We start from the raw sequence: 17,658 nt of genomic DNA, 5'->3' as shown, positions 1-17,658 counted from the left end.
GCGCCGGCCTTGCTTACGGCGCCTCACCTCGCTTGATGCCGTAGGTGCGGATCTTCTTGTGGAGGTTCGTGCGCTCGACGCCGAGCAGGACGGCCGCGCGCGAGATGTTCCAGTCGAGGCTGGCCAGCACCTCGACGATGTAGCGGCGCTCGGACCGATCGCGGAACTCGCGGAGCGTGAGGCGAGGGCGCCCCGGCTCGTGGCGGGCCGCGCCCGCGGGCGGCTCGGCCGCGCCGGGGGCGGGGGGCGCCGCCGCGCCGTCACCGGCGGCCCCCTGCGCGTCGTCCTCGAACGGGTTCTCGTGAGGATCCTCCGGGAGATCGGCGATCGTGACGACGTCGCCCGAGAGGATCGCGGCGCGCTCGATCACGTTCTTGAGCTCGCGGACGTTGCCCGGCCAGCTCCGGCGCTCGAGCGCGGCGTAGACCACCGGATCGATGGCCTTCTGCTTGAGGCCGTTCTCGTTGCAGAACGCCGCCATGAACGCGTCGGCGAGCGCGCGCAGGTCCTCCATGCGATCGCGCAGCGCCGGGCTCTTGATGGGGAACACGGCGAGGCGGAAGAAGAGATCCTCGCGGAAGCGCAGCGCGGCGACCTCGCGCGAGAGGTCCTTGTTCGTCGCGGCGAGAACGCGGACGTCGACGTGCCGGCTGTGCTCGCTGCCGACGCGGCAGATCTCGCCCGACTGCAGCGCGCGCAGCACCTTGGCCTGGGCGGCGAGGTCCATGTCGCCGATCTCGTCGAGGAACAGCGTGCCGCCGTGGGCCTGCTCGAAGAAGCCCCGCTTCGGTCCGCTCGCTCCGGTGAACGCGCCGCGCTCGTGGCCGAAGAGCTCGCTCTCGATGAGCTCGCGCGGGATCGCGGCGCAGTTGACCCGGACGAAGGGGCCCCGCGCCCGCGGCGACAGCCGGTGGATGGCGCGGCTGACGAGCTCCTTGCCCGTGCCGCTCTCGCCCGTGATGAGCACGCTCGCCTTCGTGGGCGCGACGCGGTCGATCTCCTTGAACAGCCGCTGCATCGCCGCGCTCTGGCCGATCATCTCGTAGCGCGCCTGCACCTGCGCCTTGAGGTCCTCGACCTCTCGAGCGAGCCGCGAGTTCTGCAGCGCGTTCTTCACGCCCACGAGGACGCGCTCGCGGTTCAGCGGCTTCTCGAAGAAGTCGCTGGCGCCGAGCTTGATGGCCTTCACCGCGTCGTTGACGGTCGCGTGGCCGCTGATCACGATCACCGGGAGCTCGCGGGTGGCGTCGTCCTGGCGCACGCGCTGGAGGAGGTCGAGGCCGTTCATGCCGGGCAGGAGCAGGTCGACGAGGGCGAGGTCGACGGGGCTGTCGCCGTGCGCGAGCAGCTCCAGCGCCGCCTCGGCGCTCGGGGCCTCCGCGACCTGGTAGCCCTCGCCCTGCAGCACCAGCGCGAGGGTGCGGCGGATGTTGCGCTCGTCGTCCACCACGAGCACGGTGGGCGCGGCTGCGCCTCCGGGCGGGGCGGTGGCCACTAGGGCGGGCGGCGGAGAGGAAGCGGGCATGGGTCGACCATACCCCAGCTCAGCCGTGCGCCACGATGCGGGGAGCGAAGGAGCACAGGCTCGGCTCCGCGGCGGAAGCCCTGGCGCGCCGGCGCCGGATTGGGTACGAGGCCTGCTCGATGAGACCCTCCGCCGCTGTCCTCGCCCTCGCCGGGTGCCTCGCTGCCCTCGGCGGGCTCGTGGGCTGCGATTTCGAGTTCAACGACGGCCGCACCGCGACCCTCACGTACACCGAGGACGCGCGCGCCGCGTACAACGAGGCGATGGCCGCCTTCCAGGCCAAGGACTGGGAGGACGCTCGCGCCCTCTTCGGCGAGGTGAAGCGGCTCTTCCCTTACAGCCGCTACGCCCGGCTCGCCGATCTCAGGATCGCGGACCTCGATTTCGAGCAGGGAAAGTACCCGGAGGCGATCTCGGAGTACCGCGCGTTCATCCAGGAGCACCGGACGGACCGCAACGTCGAGTACGCGAAGTACCGGATGGCGAAGGCGCTCTACCTGGACATCGACGACACGGTGTTCCTGCCGCCGGCCGAGGAGCGCGATCAGGCGACCACGCTCGAGGCCTACAAGGAGATCCGGACGTTCCTCCGGCAGTACCCGCGCAGCCGGTACCGCGAGGACGCGGCCTACATGCTCGAGGTCGTGACGGGGCGGCTCGTGCGCCACGAGCTCTACGTCGCGCGCTACTACCTCAAGGAAGACGTGTTCGACGCGGCCCTCGCCCGGATCGACTACGCGCTGCGGACCTTCCCGGGCTCCGGGCTCGATCCGGAGGCGCTCGTCCTCAAGGGCGAGACGCTCCTCAAGATGAAGAAGCCCGACGAGGCGCGCGCCGTGTTCGAGTCGGTCATCCGGGACTGGGGCGGCCCGTTCGCCGTGACCGCGCGCCGGTTCCTCGACGAGATGGGCGGGCCGCGCGGCACGCCTGCCAAGAAGGCGGCGTCGGGCCGCGCCCCCGCGGGGCCGCGGCTGTGACGCAGGCCGTCGGACGGCCGTCCTCCGGCGCTCGCTATGTGCTGGAGCAGGCCGACGCCGGAGATGCGCCAGGGGAGTTCGTGTACCGGGGCCTCGTGCGACTCCCGGACGCGGACGTCCCGGTCGAGGTGCGGGTCGCCGAGGCGACCGGCGCGGCCACGGCGACGGTGGACACCGCGGCCGTCCCGCACGGCGGACCGCATCCCGAGGAGCTCTCCAGGACGGCGGCGGCCCTCGTCCGGAGCGCGACCAAGTCAGCGGACGCCCATGCGCGGCGGCCGCCGCGGAAGATCGTTCGCTGGCGCGGCTAGGCGAAGGCGGCGGGGGCACGCGCTGCGGTCCGGGCGCCTGGCGCCCCGGGCGATCGGCGCGCCCAGGGCCGTCGTCTCCCGGCCGGGAGGCATGCTAAAAGCGTCCCACCATGTCCGAGAAAGTACCGATGACGCCCGAGGGGCAAGCGCGGCTCCGCGAAGAGATGCGACGGCTGAAAGAGATCGACCTGCCGCAGGTCGTCAAGGACATCGGCACGGCCCGGGAGCACGGCGATCTCTCCGAGAACGCCGAGTACCACGCCGCCAAGGAGCGGCAGGGCATGATCGTCGCCCGCATCAGCTACCTCGAACAGACGCTCTCGCGCGCCGAGGTGATCGATCCGTCGAAGCTGAGCGGCAGCAAGGTCCAGTTCGGCGCCAAGGTCAAGCTCGCGAACGTGGACACGGACGAGGAGCAGAGCTTCCAGATCGTCGGGCCCGAGGAGGCCGATCTCAAGGTCGGGCGCATCTCCATCGCCTCGCCGCTCGCGCGCGCGCTGCTCGGCCATGAGGTCGGCGAGGAGGTCCGCGTGAACATGCCCGCCGGGCCGCGCACGTACGAGATCCTCGAAGTCTCGTACGCATGACCGATCGCAACGGGGCCGCTCCGATGCGCCCGCGGGGCCATGGGGGCGCCAGCCGGCCTCCTGGGGGGCCCGCGCCTTCCGGGCGGCCCCTCCTGGGGAGCCGGCCTGACACGGCGGCCGCCGGGGAGGGGATCGCCGGCGTCGTGCCGGGGCCGGCCGGCCACCGGGCCCCGGCGGCGCCGCGCCCGCAGGCCGGGCCGGCGCGCCCGTCCACGCCGGCGCCCGCGCCGAGTCGCGCCACGTTCCCGAGCGGGAACTCCGACGCGCCTCCGAGGAAGCTGGAGACGGAGATCGGGTGGCGCATGGCGGACGCCTACCTCGCGATCGCGGCGCTCGCGCTCGCCGAGCTCCTGGTCGTCGGCGTGTGGCGGTGGCGAGAGCTCCTCGGGCCCTACGAGCTCGGCCGCGCCTTGCGCGACCTCCTGCCGCTCGCGCTCTCGGCCGCGGCGCCGTGCGCCGCCGTCCTCGGCGCGGTGCTCGAGATCGTCATGCGCGCCGAGCGCAAGGCGTTCCGCGCTGCGGCCGCGCTGATCGCGGGCGCGTTCGGCGGCGCGGTGGCCTTCGGGGTCTCTACGGGGCGCATGCTCGAGGGCGGCCGGCGCGCGCCCTTCATCGCGGCGCTCGCGCTCGTCGCCGCCGCCGCGACGTTCGCCGCCGCGCCGCGCGCGGCGCGCGTCCTGAAGCGAGCGCGCGCCGCGGCCTCCGGCAGGTGGCTCCTCCTCGCGGCGATCTGCGCGATCGTCCTGCTCGAGGTCGCGAACGTGCGCGTCTTGCCGCGCCTCTACGCCGCCTTCCACCTGGGGCTCGCGGCGCTCACCCTCGCGGCGGCGACCTTCGCGACGCCGGCGCTGCCTGCCCGCGCGGCGCGCCTGGAGGACCTGCACGGGCGGCGCTCGCCCAGGCTGGTGCGCGCGGCGCTCGCGCTCGTCCTCTTCGCGTTCGGCGCGGCGCTCGCGCCCGGCGCCGCGGACAGGCTCGCGTCGGCGGACAACATCCGGCTGATCTACGCGACGCACGGCCCGCTGCTCGGCCACGTGGTCGAGCTCGCCGCCGTGCTGTCGCCGCCCGAGCCGCTCGACGCCGCGCCGCTCGACGAGCGCGCGAGCGGGCACGCCATCGATCTGCGGGGGCGCGACGTCGTGCTGATCAGCGTCGACGCCCTGCGCGCCGACCACGTGGGGGCGTACGGCTACGACAGGAAGATCACCCCGAACCTCGATCGCCTCGCGGCCGAGGGCGTGCGCTTCGACGCGGCGTACACGCCGACGCCGCACACGTCGTACGCGGTGTCGTCGCTCATGACGGGCAAGTACATCCGCCCGCTCGTGCTGCAAGGGCTCGGGGACGACTCCGAGACGTTCGCGCAGCACCTCCGCCGCTACGGCTACAAGACGGCGGGCTTCTATCCGCCGGCGGTGTTCTTCATCGACGGCGAGCGCTTCGGCGCGCTGCGCGACCGGGCGCTCGACTTCGAGTACCGGAAGATCGAGTTCGCGAGCGCCCAGCTCCGGCTGGAGCAGGTGCGGAGCTACCTCGCCGGGCTCGGGCCGGCGCAGCGCGCGTTCATGTGGGTGCACCTCTTCGAGCCGCACGAGCCGTACGAGGCGCACCCGGAGCACCCGCTCGGCGACCGCGACATCGACCGCTACGACGCGGAGATCGCCGTGGCGGACGCGGGGGTGGGCGCGATCGTGGACGAGGTCCGCAAGGGGCGCCCGGACGCCGTCGTGATCGTCACGGCCGATCACGGCGAGGAGTTCGGCGAGCACGGCGGTCGCTACCACGGCACGACCGTGTACGAGGAGCAGGCGCGCGTGCCGCTCCTCGTGAGCGCGCCCGGCCTGCTCTCGCCGCGCGTGGTCCGGGCGCCGGTGCAGCTCGTCGATCTCCTGCCGACGGTGCTCGCGGGGCTCGGCATCCCGAGGCCGGCGCGCGTGCGCGGCGCCGACCTCGGGCCGCTGCTCGCCTCCGGCGACGAGGCGGCGGAGCAGGGCAAGGCGGCCCCGCCGGGCGGGCCGCCCTCGCTCCCGGGCTTCGCGTTCGCCGAGACGGACACGCAGACGCTGCTCGCCAAGGGCACGCTGCGGCTCGTCTGCGCGCGCAAGATCGGCGCGTGCGCGCTCTACGACGTGGCGACCGATCCGCGCCAGCGGGAGGACATCTCCGCGCTGCGCCCGGCGGAACTCGCCGCGATGCGGTCGGAGCTGCGCGCGATCGAGGCGTCGCACGGGCGTTACGAGGTCCGCGGCCTCCGGCAGGAGGGCAAGGGCTGGCCCGACGCGCTCCGCCGCGGCATCGCGGGCGACGCCGACGCGGTCGTCGAGGTCGCGGCGCTGCTCGACGACGCGGACGTGGCCATCCGGCGCAAGGCGGGCGAGGTGCTGTTCGATCTGCGCCGCTCCGAGGCGGCGCCCTCGCTGCGCCTCGCGCTCGTGCGCGACGAGGACGACGAGGTGCGGCGCTGGGCGGCGCTCTCGCTCACGCGGCTCGGCGAGGGCGCGCCGCTCACCCGCGATCTCGTCGTCGATCGCGATCGCAAGTGGCGGCGCCTCGCGGCGCTCGCGCTGGCGGAGACGGGCGATCGCCGCGGCGACGACGTGCTCGTGGCGTGGCTGCGGCAGGTGGTCCGCGGCCCCGAGCAGGACGGCGGCGCCGACGCGGGCGAGGTGACCTCGTTCGAGCGGGCGCGCGAGATCGTGGACGCGCTCGCCAAGATCCGGGTGAAGGCGGCGCTGCCGCCGCTCATCGCGGCGCTCGGCGACGTGCGGCTCCGCCCGTACGCCGCGGCCGCGCTCGCGGCGATCGGCGAGGACGCCGCGCGGCCGGCGCTCGCGGAGCGGCTGAGCCAGGAGCCGTACCAGACCGCGCGGGTCGCGATCGCGGAGGCCCTCGTGAAGCTCGGCGCCGGCCCCGAGCTCCGGGCGCCGCTCCTGCGCATGCTCGGCACGCCCGATCCGCTGCCGGGGGGGCTCGGGTTCGCGCTCCGGGCCGACATCCTCGACCTGCTCGGCGGGCCGCGCGAGCGCGATCTCGGCCGCCTGCGCCGCTTCGCGAAGAGCGGGGTGGGCCTCGGCGTCGTGATCCCGAAGGCCGGCAACGGCAAGGGCGTGCGCGTCATCTGCCGCGCGCGGACCGACGACGGCCGCCCCGGCGAGGTGCGGTTCGGCAGGCCCACGCGCGCGTGGCGCCCGCCAAAGCGGGACGGCGCGTCGCTCGTCCCGGCCAGCGCGCCGGAGCTCGATCCGGAGCGCGCGGTCACGCTCGCCATCCCGCCGGGGAGCGAGCCGACCGAGGCGTTCGCGGCGCTGCCGCCCGCGGCGGGCGCGCAGGCCGGCAATTACGGCGATTTCGTGGTGTACGCGACCCAGAACGTCGAGGTGTCCGCGTGCGCGGTCGTCCCGCTGAGCGACGAGATCCCGCCCCCGCCGCCTGCGCCCTGGTCGCCCGGGGAGGCCGGGGCGCCGCCGCGCTCGGACGACGAAGCGCCCGCCGTTCACCGGCCAGATTGACGCCGCAGGCCGCGAGACTAGAGTCCGCCGCGTGTCGGACAAGGACCGAGAGCAGGCCGAAGAGAAATCCGCGCGGAGCGACGGCGATGTCGCCACGCGGAGCGATGGCGACGAGGACGGGGCCGCGGAGGCGGCCCCGGCGAGGCCGCCGCGCGGCGCTCCGGTGAAGGACGCCGGCGGCGACGGCGACGACGAGGCCGCGCAGCGCGTGGCCGATGCGCTCGGCGTCGGCGAGGCGGACGAGGCTCCCGCGCCGGAGGCGGCGGGCGAAGAGGCGGCCGAGGCGGCGCCGAACCGCGCGGCCCGCCGCCGCGACGAGGCCACCGCGCGCCGTCGCAAGAAGAAGGCGACCGGCGAGGAGCTGCCCAAGGACAAGAACGCCCGCGCGAAGGAGCTGCTCGCTCGCCGCAGGGAGCAGGCCGAGGGGCGCCGCCCGGTCCAGCTGCTGCCGGGCGAGATGGTCGAGGACGCGCTCAGCCGGATGAGCAGCGGCGCTGGCCGGTGGATCAAGGCGAACTTCCACATCCTCCAGTGGGGCGTGCTGGCGGCGCTCGTCGCGACGGGCGGCGCGCTGTTCTACGTGTCGCGGGCCGAGAAGAAGGACGCCGTCGCTTCGTCGGCGCTCGTCTCGGCCGTCGCCGCGGACCGGGGCAGGGTGCTCGCCGAGGACACGCGCACCGAGGAGGAGAAGGAGCTCGACGTCACGAGGACCTTCAAGACCGCGGACGAGCGGTCGGCCACCGCGCTCGCCGAGTACAACAAGGTCATCGACGAGCACGCCGGCACCGGGGCGGCGACGCTGGCGAAGCTCGGGCAGGCCGGGGTGCTGCTCGACAAGAAGGACTACGCGCACGCGCTGGACGCGTACAGCGTCGTGGTCTCGTCGCCGCTGGCCGGGGCCGATCCCGACGTGAAGGGGCGCGCCATCGAGGGCATCGCCTTCGCCCGCGAGGGCAAGGGGGATCTCGACGGCGCGCTCGCGTCGTTCAAGGAGCTCGAGGCGATCGACATGAAGGGCTACAAGGAGCTCGCGCTGTACCACCAGGCGCGGCTCCACCTGGCCAAGGGCGACACCGACAAGGCGAAGGAGCTGCTCAAGAGCGCGCACGAGAAGCTCCAGGCGCCGTCGACGGAGGGACGCCCGTTCCAGTTCCTCGAGGCGGTCGTCGAGGAGATGCTGCGCAAGATCGATCCGGCCGCCGTGCCGCCGCGCGCCGCGTTCGGCGGTCCGAAGGGCCAGTCGATGACGCCGGAGGAGATCGAGCAGCTGCTCCGCCGGGCGCGTGAGAACGCGGAGAAGAAGGCGGGCGATGCGCCGCGCTAGCCGCGCAGCGGGCGTCGCGCTCGTCTGGCTGGGGCTCGCGCCGCTGAGCGGCTGCGGCAACCTGGGCGTCGCTGCGGCGCCCGACGCGCCGCTCTGGCTGCACCACCCGGGCGGCGCCCTCGGCATCACGATGCGCCGCGAGCTCACCGCCGAGACGCGCAAGGTCGGCGAGGCCTACGAGCGCGGCCGCCCCGAGATCGACGTGGCGCACCGGCGCGTCTTCGTCGGATCGAGCGATCACGGGCTGTACGCGCTGCGCGCGGACACGAGCGACGTCCTCTGGCGCTTCGAGACGCTCGGCCCGGTGCAGTGCGAGCCGCTCTACGACGCCGCGTCGGACGCGGTCTATTTCGGCTCGGACGATGGCGCGCTCTACAAGGTGCGCGCGTCCGACGGCGCGCTGCTCTACCGCTTCATGACCAACGCGAGGGTCGCGCGGCGGCCTGTGTTGCGCGACGGCGTGCTCTACGTGACGAACTCGAACGACACGCTGATCGCGCTCGACGCGGCGACGGGGGCGATGCGCTGGCACCAGCACAGGACGCCGGCGGGCGGGATGGAGATCTCCGGGCACGCGGGGCCGGCGCTCGGCCGGGACAAGGTCTACACCGCGTTCTCGGACGGGGTCGTGATGGCCTACGACCTCAAGAACGGGTCCGAGCAGTGGGCGCTCGTCGACCTGGCTGCCGAGGCCGAGCAGAGCGCGGGCGGCCAGACGCCGAAGTACCTCGACACGGACACCACGCCGGTCCTCGGGAAGATCGCCTCGGGCGATGTGGTCTTCGTGGCGGGTTACGCGGGCGGGGTCTTCGCGCTCGACGCAGAGAACGGGACCCGGGCCTGGATGAACGAGGCGGCGGTCGGCGTGACCGAGCTTCTCCTGTGGGAGCAGCCTGCGCATCAGCCTCGGAGCGGAGGCGGTCCGATGGTGCCCGCGAGGAAGGTGTTGCTTGCGTCCTCCGGCATGACCGGCCTGTGGGCGCTCGATCCGGAGGATGGCCGCACGATCTGGCGCCGGGACCTGCCTGACGGCGGCATCTCGGCCCCCGTGCCGTTCTCGGGGGCGCTGCTGGTGACGACCACGCGCTACGGGATCTTCCTGTTCTCGCCGCTGGACGGGGCCGTGATCGACGGCATCGAGACCGGCGGCGGCATCGCGATGACGCCGGCGGCGTACGGCCGGCGCGCGTTCGTCCTGACGAACGGCGGCTCGCTGCTGAGCCTCGACGTCGAGACGCCCCCGGTTCCGAAGGGCTGAACACACGCACAGGCTGAGGCGCGGCGGCGCGATGCTGGCGGGCCGAAGGGCGCGCGGGGCGTTGCGGACGACGCCTTGAACCGGCTCCGGAGTGGTGCCTCCGGCGTGCTCTCGTGGCGGGCTGAGCCATGGGTGGCGGCGACCGTGGGCGAGGCCGACCGACCCAGGTTGCGGCGACCGACCCAGGTTGCGGCGACCCACCCAGGTTGCGGCGACCGACCCAGGTTGCCGGCGAGGCCGACCGACCCAGGTTGCGGCGACCCACCCAGGTTGCGGCGGGCGAGGCCGACCGACCCAGGTTGCGGCGGGTCGGGTGGCGGTGGGCGAGGCCGACCGACCCAGGTTGCGGTGACCCACCCAGGTTGCGGTGACCGGCGGTGACCGACGGCGGCGACCGCCGCGAGATGCGGCCCGAACGGCCCTCAGATGCATGAATTGCTCGTGAAATCGAGCCGAGCTCCCCTGCCCGCCGCACCGGCCTTGGATCGCATAAGAAACATTATGTCAACTCGCGCCCCAGGCCGGTTTTCCGAGCCCCACGGCTGGCGCGAGCGCAGCCAGGCGAACCCCGGCCGCGCCATCGCGCGCCTCTGCAACCGCGCCCCTTCGCCCGGGCGCCCCCCGGGTCACAACGGCCCGAGCGAACCGTCCGCCCGGCCGGGCTCAGCTCTCGCTGCGCTCGTCGCCCCCGTCGCCCTCGTCCACCGCCTCAGGGCGTTGCGGCGGGATGGCCGCCCACAGGATGACCTCGCCGGCTCGGGCCGGCGGGCTCCCGGAGGCCTCCTGCTCGCTCCACCACGCGCGGACCTTCGCCGGCGCGCCCTCGCCGAGCGGCTCGAAGCCCTTCTTCTCGTAGAAAGCCTGCGCCCAGCTCGCCTTCTCCCTGGAGCGCACAACGACTTGCTCCATGCCGAGCTCGCGCGCTCGATCCTGGAGCTCCGCGAGCAGCCGCGTCCCGACGCCGCATCGCTGGTGGTCCGGGTGCACCGAGAGCTCCTCCAGCACCGCGACCCCAGGCGCCTCGTCACGCCACGCCAGGTAGCCGGCTACCTCGTCGTCCGCCTCTGCCACGCGCACGTCGTGCCGCCGCGTCAGCGCGGCGAGATCGGCGAGCGTCCGCGCCTCGATCTCCGCCGCCCCAGGGCCAGCCTCGCGGTGCGTCGCCGTACAGGCCTGCTCCAGCGCCACGAGCGCCGGCAGCTGGGCCTCCTGCAGTCCTGTCACGCGGATCCGCTTCGGGGCTGTCCGTTCGTCATCCATCCCCCGAGGCTACCGCCGATGCGCGGGATGCCCCACTTCTTGCCGAACGTGTCCCCTCGGCAGCTCAGCTGCGCAGCTGGAGCAGCCGCGCGATCGTCTCGCCGTCCCCGGGGCTCAGCGGGACGAGGATCCCGAGCGCTGCGCCCCGTGGCGGAGCGTTCCTTCCGTCCATCGGGACGAGCCGGAGCTCCCCGGCGCTCGAGATGCCGATCACCGCGATCCGCAGCGCCGGCAGCGGCTCGATCTGCGACGCGGGCAGCCGCGGCGGCGGCGCCTGCCATTCCGCTTCGTACGGCGGATCGTTCCACGACGAGCCCTCCGACGAGCCCCCACGATCGTCCGTGGGGGCTCCCTGCGACCAGGACGCCGCCTCCTCCGCGCTCTGGCCCTGCACCGCGTCCGAGGGATCCCCCGCCAAGGTCGGGTCTCCCTGCCGGTCCGCAGAGGCGATGCCGGCGTCGGCTTCCGCTTCATCCGGCTCGGCCTCGGTCCAGTCGGCGCGGTCGTCGGACGCGTGGCCCGCCTCCGGTGCGGCGGCGGGCGGCTTGCCGTCGCCCGCCAGCTGCTCCAGGGCGAGCATCGGCGTCTCTTCGTCCAGGTCCTCGATCCGGAGCTCCATCAGCACCCGCTGCTCCTGCGGGGTCAGGGGGCGGCGCGCGGTGCCCTCATCGTCCGTGCTCGGCCAGAGGCCTGGGCGCCGCTCGGTCGCCTCCTGCGAAGAGCCCGCGCCGAGCGGGACCGCCGGCCGCCGCGCCAACGCCGCGGCCATGGCCGTCGGCGTCGGCACCGTCGCGCGCTGATCGGCCGGAGGATCCGCGTCGGCCGGCTGCTGCTCCCCGCTGGAGCTCTCGCGCGCGGCGTCCGACGCACCCCACCCCGGCTCCTGGCCAGCGAGCGCACCCGCGGCCGGGAGCCTGACCGCTGGGACCTCCTCGGTCACCGCGGTGGTCGACGACACCCTCCCGTGGGGCGACGCCGCGAAGCTGGTGATCGCACGCGCGTTCGCCGGGACGGCGCGGCCAGGCGATCCGGCCGTCCCCGGAGGGGCGCCGGTCTTCGTCGCCGCGGCAGGGCGCGCCGGGAGCCCTGGTGCGTGGCTCGGTGTGCGCGCCGCGGGCGACAGCTGGGTCGGGGTCACCTCGCGCAGGGCCGCTGCGCTCACCGGCGCCGGGGCGCGCCCCGGCACCACCGACGCCGGCCGGCCCAGCCCCGCCGCGGGCCTGGGCACGGCGCTGTCGCGGAAGGTCGCCACCGCGGACGGGATCGGCCCTGTCGGCGCATCGCCCGCAGGCGCGCGGACCGAAGGCGCTCGCATCGCGGCGGGCGGCGCGCTCGTGCCCGCGCCGCCGCGCTCGGCTCGTCCTGCCTCCACGCCCGGCGGATACGACGGTCGCGCCAGTGCCCCCGGCGCGCTCGGCCTGGGCGGCGGCGCGCTCGCCGCTGCCAGAGGCGCGCCGGACGCCTGGGGAGGCGCGCTCGCGGCCGCATTCGGCGGCGCGCTCGCGGTCGTGGGCTGCGAGGCCGTGGCCGTATCCGCCTCGAGCGTCGCGATCTTCTGCGCCACCTCCGCGGCGGCCTTGAAGAGCTCGAGGGCGCGCAGGTCGGCGTTGGCATCCGAGGCCTGCTCCGCGGCGCGGCGCAGCCATTTCAGGGCCTCATCGCGCTCCCCGCGCCCCCACAGCGCGGTCGCGGTCGACAGCGCCCAGTGCACGTCTTCGTTGTCTTCGTCGTGCGGCGGCGGGATCGGGCGCAAATTGGCTTCCATGAGGCCTCGTCGAGCAGGTCGCTCACCGTGTATCACGACTCCAGCGCCCGCGTCTTCAACGCGAGCTGGCGCACTTTTCGCACCTTTACGCGCACTTTTACACGCGTCTTTACACGCAACGAATCATTCCCGTTCGCCGCACGCGGTTCCCGTCGGTTCGCGTCGGTTCGCGTCGGTTCGCGTCGGTTCGCGTCCGTTCCGATCTCCTCGCGCGCCACATCGATCGCCCCGGCCGCGCTCGCCGCGTCCTCTCTTCGGGCCGCGCTCGCCTACCCTCCGCAGCGATGCGTCCCTCCGAGGCGCCTTCGCCCCCGAGCTTGAGGTCCGTATCCGCTTCGTGGCACCCTGGCTTTGCGGGACCTCCTTCGTGACGTGCAGGCGCGATGGCGCTGCGTCGCTCCGGCAGACGTCGAGGCTACGGGCCTCCACGAACGTAACGGTGGCACTCGAGCCCTACCCCTCCAAACTCCGCCTCCCCATCTAGTAGGACCACCGCGTGCAGATCCTGTCGGACCTCAAGCCTGGAGACACGCTGGGCCGCTACGAGCTCCTCATGCCGGTCGCCCGTGGAGGGATGGCGGCGGTCTGGGCGGCGCGCCTCGTGGGATCCCGCGGCTTCCAGAAGATCGTCGCCATCAAGACGATGCTGCCGGAGTTCGGCGACGACCCGGCCTTCGAGGCGATGTTCCTCGACGAGGCGCGCCTCGCGTCCCGCATCCGGCACCCCCACGCGGTCGAGATCGTCGAGCTCGGCGACGAGAACGGCGTGCTCTACATCGTGATGGAGTGGGTCGACGGCGACACGATCGCCTCGCTGAACAAGCAGGTGAAAACGACCGGCGGCGTCCCGCTGCCGATCCTCCTGCGCATCGCCTCGAGCATCTGCGCCGGCCTGCACGCCGCGCACGAGCTGCGCGACGACGAGGGCAGGCTCGTCGACCTCGTGCACCGCGACATCTCCCCGCAGAACGTGATGGTGTCGTTCGACGGCATCGTGAAGATCGTCGACTTCGGCGTCGCCAAGGCCACGGGCCGCCTGCACGAAACGCACGTCGCCGGCCAGCTCAAGGGCAAGATCCCGTACCTCTCGCCGGAGCAGCTCACGTCGGGCAAGGTCGATCGGCGCGCCGACATCTTCTCGCTCGGGGTCCTCCTCTACACGACCCTCAGCGGCTACCACCCGTTCCGCGGCAAGACGGACGCGAAGACGATGGAGAACATCATCCGCTTCGCCCCCGTCCCCATCCGCGAGCTCGTGCCGGACGTCCCCTTCGATCTCGCGCTGGCGATCGAGCGCGCGCTGGCCAAGGATCCGGCGGACCGCTGGAGCGACTGCGCGTCGTTCCAGCGAACGATCGACCAGATCGCGATCTCTCTCGGCACCCCGGTCACGGAGGGCGACGTCGGCCGCTTCGTCCGCGAGACGCTCGGCGACGCCGTCGCCGAGCGCCGGAAGAAGCTCGCGACGGCGATCCAGCTCGCGGACAGCCGCTTGTCGGCGCGGGGGGAGCTCCGCGCCACGTCCGGGCGGCGAGGCGAGCCGCGCAGCAGCAAGCGGCCGCCCGCCGGGAACACGCCACTCCCGGCCACGTTCGCCGGCATCCTCCCCGTCTCTCTCGACGAGCCGCAGCCCAAGTCGTCCTTCCCGCCGCCGCCCTCCAGCCGCAAGCTGCCGGTCAAGTCCGCGCCTCCGGCCCTGATGACGCCGGCGCCCCGCCGGCGGCGGCGGTGGCCCCGCCGCATCTTCCTCGCCTTGGTCGTGGTCCTGCTGCTCGTCTCGGGGGCGGCGCTCGCCGCCCGCGCCGGCATCCTGCCCGTGCCCGGCGAGGTCCACGACGCCGTTCGCGACGTGCGCGCGCTCCTTCGCGGCGTGCGCGAGCTGCTCCGCGGCGTCCTCGAGCGGCTGAGCGCGCTCCTCGCGGACTAGCTCCGCGCGGCCGTCACTTGATGCCGGCGGACGGCTCCGGCAGGCAGACGCCGAGCGCGCAGAGCAGCAGGTTGACGTCGCCTGCGGCGCAGTACACCTGCCGCGCGCAGTAGTCGTCGTAACCGCAGAGCTGATGGCAGGACGCCTCGTTCCCGAGCGCCCCGGTGAACGTCATGCAGGACCAGCCGCTCGACAGCCAGAGCCCCTCGGGCCGCTTCGTGTCGAAGAGGCACGCGTCGGCGCGCGTCTCCGGGTCGAACACCTCCGCGGTGCAGGCGTCGCCTCCGGACAGCTTGCCCCGCGCGGCGGACATCGTGTTGAGCAGGTAGGTCACGTCGCACGCCTGATCCGAGGCCGAGTCCCGCGCGATCCGGGCGCGCAGCTCGTCCTTCCTCGCCGCGTACGATCGGACCGCGCGGATCGCGCCCGTCACCTGGTTGTTCCCGCCGTCGGGCTTCGTCCCCTCGGCGAGCGCCGCCAGCACCTTCTCGACCAGCTGCTCCGTCTCCGGATCGGCGCCCGCCGAGCCGTCCTTCGCGTAGCCGAGCCGGATGGTCGAGGGCGGCGTGCGCGACGTGCACGGCTTCGCGTGCGCCCAGAGCTCCTCGCTCACGATGGGCGGCCGCTTCGTGAGCGGCTGCTTGCAGACGCCCACCGATCCGGGAGGCAGCGAGCCGGAGGCCCGCGGCGTCGGCTGCCCAGGGCCTTCGTTGACGTACTCGGTCGACGCGCAACCCGCGGCGCCCGCGGTGACGGACAGCGCGAGCAGCCAGCCCACCGAGAGAGCTGCGACGCAGCGATGCGGAGCGTTTCCCACGGCCGCACGGTAGCAGAGCCGGAGCGCGAGCAGAAATTCTCGCACGGCGGCGCGCCTCGGCCGGCGGCCGCCTCTCGATGCACCCCGCCGCCCCGCCGCTCCGCCGCCGCTGGCCCGCCGAGCGCCTCCGCCGGAGCCGCGCGCGGCCGGGAGGAGCCCTCCTCCCGGCGCGCGGCCTCCCCACGGCGGCCTCCGCCGCCGGGCAGCTCTTACAGGCCCAGGCTCGACTGCTCGATCAGGTCGTCGACCACGGCGTGGAAGCTCTTCGTCCGGGCGTAGACCGTGAGCTGGCGATCCGCGCTCGTCCCTTCGTGGAGGATCCTCCGGACCCGCTCGATCTCGCCCTGCGATCCGAAGATCTCCGCCGACTCCTGCACGAACTCGAGGAGCTCGCCGACGAGGTGGCGGACGGGGACCTGCTCCTGCTTCCCGAAGTCGATGAGCTGCCCGTCGAGGCCGTAGCGCACGGCGCGCCACTTGTTCTCCTCGATGAGCTCCTGCCGGTACTCGCGGAACCCGAGGTTGCGCCGGTAGAGGAGGTAGAGCTTGCCCATGACGGCCTGGACGAGCGCGGCCAGCGCCACGGTGTCGTCGAGGCGCGTGGTCATGTCGCAGATCCTCACCTCGACCGTGTCGAAGAACGGGTGCGGGCGGACGTCCCACCAGATCTTCTTCGCGTTGTCGATGCAGCCCGTCTTCACGAGCAGATCGACGAAGCGCTGGAAGTGGCCGTACGACTCGAAGCGCCCCGGGATCCCGGTGCGCGGGAAGCGCTTGAAGATCTCGCTGCGCGTGCTCTTCAGCCCCGAGGGGCGGCCGAGCCAGAACGGCGAGCTCGTGGAGAGCGCGAGGATGTGCGGCAGGAAGTAGCGGACCTGGTTCGCGAGGGCCATCGCCACCTCGCGGTCCTTGACGCCGACGTGGACGTGCAGCCCGAAGATGAGGTTGGCGCGGGCGACGTCCTGCAGGTCCTCCACGATGCACCGGTAGCGCTCGCCGTCGGTGATGTCCTGCTTCTTCCAGTCGCTGAACGGGTGCGTCCCGGCCGCGACGATCCGCATCCCCCCTCGCCGCGCGAGCGCGTTCAGGCTGCCGCGCAGCTCGACGAGCTCTCCCCTCGCCTGCCGGATGTCCCGGCAGACGCCGGTGCCCGTCTCCACGACCGACTGGTGCATCTCCGGGCGGGCCCGGCCGCGCAAGAGCTCGTGGCCCGGCCCCCCCTCGAGCAGCTGGCTCACGTACGACCGCAGCTCGCGCGTCTCCGCGTCGACGATCTGGAACTCCTCCTCGATGCCCAGCGTGAACTGGCCGTCGAGGAGCCCCTCGAGGTCGGTCATGACGACGCCCCGAGCCGCACCTTGCCCACGGAGGGCCGGACGAGCCTCGACCACGCGTAGCCGTCCCGCGTCCGCCGGTCGCCCCGCGAGCACTCCACGGCGAACGCGACCATCCAGTCGACGGCGATATTGAAGTACCGCTCCCGCAGGTGCTCGATGTGCATGTCCGGCGCCGGGTTCGTGAAATCGATCGCGTACGGGACGCCGTCGCGGATCGCGAACTCGATCGAGTTCATGTCGTAGCCGAGCGCCTTGTTGATCTTGATCGCGTCCTCGATGACGCGATCGTGCAGCGCCTTCGGGAGCCACCGCTCGCTGTCGTGCTGCACGTAGCAGCCGCGGAGCCCCGTGGGGCCGATCGCCCTGGGGTCGTACTGGATCGGGAGGATGCGATCCTTCCCGACGCAGATGCAGCGGACGTAGTCGTCGAAGTCGATGAACTCCTGCAGGGTCATGACGTTCTGCCCCGAGGCGTTGTAGGCGGCGAGCAGCTCCTCGTGGCTGCGCACCACCGACACGTCCTTCCACCCGCCGCCGTCCGCGGGCTTGAGGATGGCCGGGAAGCGCACGTAGTCGATGATCGCCTCCCAGTTGAGCGGATACTCGAGGTTGCGGAGGCTGCGCTCCTTGACGATCGCCGGGATGTAGTCGCGCTGGGGCAGCATGACGGTGCGCGGCGTCGCGATGCCGATCTGCGACGCCAGCGAGTAGCCGAAGAACTTGTCGTCGGCGCTCCACCAGAACGGGTCGTTGATCACGAACGCCCCGCCGAGCGCGGCGGCCTTCAGGTAGAAGCGGTAGTGCTTCACCTCCTGGCTGATCCGGTCGATGAGCACCCGGTACGGGCTCTCGAACCGCTCGGGCGTCCCGCCCAGCTTCGCGATCTCCGCCCGGACGCCCGGAATCTTGTTGCACCTCTCGAGGAAGGCCTGAGGGAACGACTGTTCCCAGCCGACGAGGATGCCGATCTTCTCCGCCATACGTTGCTTGCTCCTCCACTACGCGACCACGCGGCTGGCGCCGCTGACGCACAGCGTAGCGCGGACACATGGGAATTTTAC

General features: G+C 73.3%; 13 protein-coding genes. 7 read left to right on the top strand and 6 right to left on the bottom strand.

The window, feature by feature from the left end; all coding sequences use genetic code 11:
* Nucleotides 1-13: 13 nt before the first annotated feature.
* Nucleotides 14-1,525 (bottom strand): sigma-54-dependent transcriptional regulator, encoded by a 1,512-nt coding sequence (locus WMF44_RS19655; RefSeq protein ID WP_437300650.1) that lies wholly within the window; start codon nucleotides 1,523-1,525, stop codon nucleotides 14-16.
* Nucleotides 1,526-1,644: 119 nt separating this feature from the next.
* Between WMF44_RS19655 and WMF44_RS19650 the strand changes: the two genes are divergently transcribed.
* The 6 genes from WMF44_RS19650 to WMF44_RS19625 all read left to right on the top strand — a co-directional run bounded on the left by WMF44_RS19650 (nucleotide 1,645) and on the right by WMF44_RS19625 (nucleotide 9,491).
* Nucleotides 1,645-2,502 (top strand): outer membrane protein assembly factor BamD, encoded by an 858-nt coding sequence (locus tag WMF44_RS19650; RefSeq protein WP_437300649.1) that lies wholly within the window; start codon nucleotides 1,645-1,647, stop codon nucleotides 2,500-2,502.
* The gene (locus WMF44_RS19645; RefSeq protein ID WP_437300648.1) at nucleotides 2,499-2,813 is read left to right on the top strand and encodes a hypothetical protein; all 315 of its coding nucleotides are present in this window, start codon (nucleotides 2,499-2,501) and stop codon (nucleotides 2,811-2,813) included. Before WMF44_RS19650 ends, WMF44_RS19645 begins: the two co-directional genes overlap by 4 nt.
* Before the next feature lie 110 nt (nucleotides 2,814-2,923).
* Nucleotides 2,924-3,400: a transcription elongation factor GreA gene (gene greA, locus WMF44_RS19640; protein ID WP_012236225.1), complete on the top strand. Its 477-nt coding sequence runs from the start codon at nucleotides 2,924-2,926 to the stop codon at nucleotides 3,398-3,400.
* A complete protein-coding gene (locus WMF44_RS19635) occupies nucleotides 3,397-6,909 on the top strand; it encodes a sulfatase-like hydrolase/transferase (protein ID WP_437300647.1) in 3,513 nt (1,170 codons plus the stop codon). The genes greA and WMF44_RS19635 overlap by 4 nt, the downstream gene beginning before the upstream one ends.
* Nucleotides 6,910-6,940: 31 nt before the next feature.
* Nucleotides 6,941-8,233: a hypothetical protein gene (locus WMF44_RS19630; protein WP_437300646.1), complete on the top strand. Its 1,293-nt coding sequence runs from the start codon at nucleotides 6,941-6,943 to the stop codon at nucleotides 8,231-8,233.
* On the top strand, nucleotides 8,220-9,491 hold the full coding sequence (locus tag WMF44_RS19625; RefSeq protein ID WP_437300645.1) for an outer membrane protein assembly factor BamB family protein: 1,272 nt from the start codon (nucleotides 8,220-8,222) through the stop codon (nucleotides 9,489-9,491). Before WMF44_RS19630 ends, WMF44_RS19625 begins: the two co-directional genes overlap by 14 nt.
* A gap of 663 nt (nucleotides 9,492-10,154) precedes the next feature.
* Here the strand turns inward: WMF44_RS19625 and WMF44_RS19620 are convergent.
* Together WMF44_RS19620 and WMF44_RS19615 are read right to left on the bottom strand one after the other, a co-directional pair.
* A complete protein-coding gene (locus tag WMF44_RS19620) occupies nucleotides 10,155-10,751 on the bottom strand; it encodes a GNAT family N-acetyltransferase (RefSeq protein WP_437300644.1) in 597 nt (198 codons plus the stop codon).
* Between the two features lie 64 nt (nucleotides 10,752-10,815).
* Complete coding sequence (locus tag WMF44_RS19615; RefSeq protein WP_437300643.1) at nucleotides 10,816-12,516, bottom strand: hypothetical protein; 1,701 nt, start codon at nucleotides 12,514-12,516, stop codon at nucleotides 10,816-10,818.
* A 496-nt stretch (nucleotides 12,517-13,012) separates the two neighbouring features.
* Here WMF44_RS19615 and WMF44_RS19610 point away from each other — a divergent pair, with 496 nt between their 5' ends.
* Nucleotides 13,013-14,443 carry a serine/threonine protein kinase gene (locus WMF44_RS19610; RefSeq protein ID WP_437300642.1) on the top strand — a complete coding sequence of 477 codons (1,431 nt, stop codon included), beginning with the start codon at nucleotides 13,013-13,015 and terminating at the stop codon, nucleotides 14,441-14,443.
* 13 nt (nucleotides 14,444-14,456) lie between these two features.
* Here WMF44_RS19610 and WMF44_RS19605 read toward each other — a convergent pair whose 3' ends face one another.
* The 3 genes from WMF44_RS19605 to WMF44_RS19595 form a co-directional block, all read right to left on the bottom strand.
* A complete protein-coding gene (locus WMF44_RS19605; protein ID WP_012236218.1) occupies nucleotides 14,457-15,305 on the bottom strand; it encodes a hypothetical protein in 849 nt (282 codons plus the stop codon).
* A 164-nt stretch (nucleotides 15,306-15,469) separates the two neighbouring features.
* Nucleotides 15,470-16,597 carry a carboxylate-amine ligase gene (locus WMF44_RS19600; protein WP_437300641.1) on the bottom strand — a complete coding sequence of 376 codons (1,128 nt, stop codon included), beginning with the start codon at nucleotides 16,595-16,597 and terminating at the stop codon, nucleotides 15,470-15,472.
* Nucleotides 16,594-17,577: an ATP-grasp domain-containing protein gene (locus WMF44_RS19595; protein WP_437300640.1), complete on the bottom strand. Its 984-nt coding sequence runs from the start codon at nucleotides 17,575-17,577 to the stop codon at nucleotides 16,594-16,596. Before WMF44_RS19595 ends, WMF44_RS19600 begins: the two co-directional genes overlap by 4 nt.
* Nucleotides 17,578-17,658: the final 81 nt, after the last annotated feature.

It is taken from the genome of Sorangium sp. So ce426, from assembly GCF_051475585.1.
Lineage (GTDB): Bacteria > Myxococcota_A > Polyangia > Polyangiales > Polyangiaceae > Sorangium > Sorangium cellulosum_B.
The sequence above is the reverse complement of the archived record's forward strand: the minus strand, read 5'-3'. Positions and strand labels throughout refer to the sequence as shown.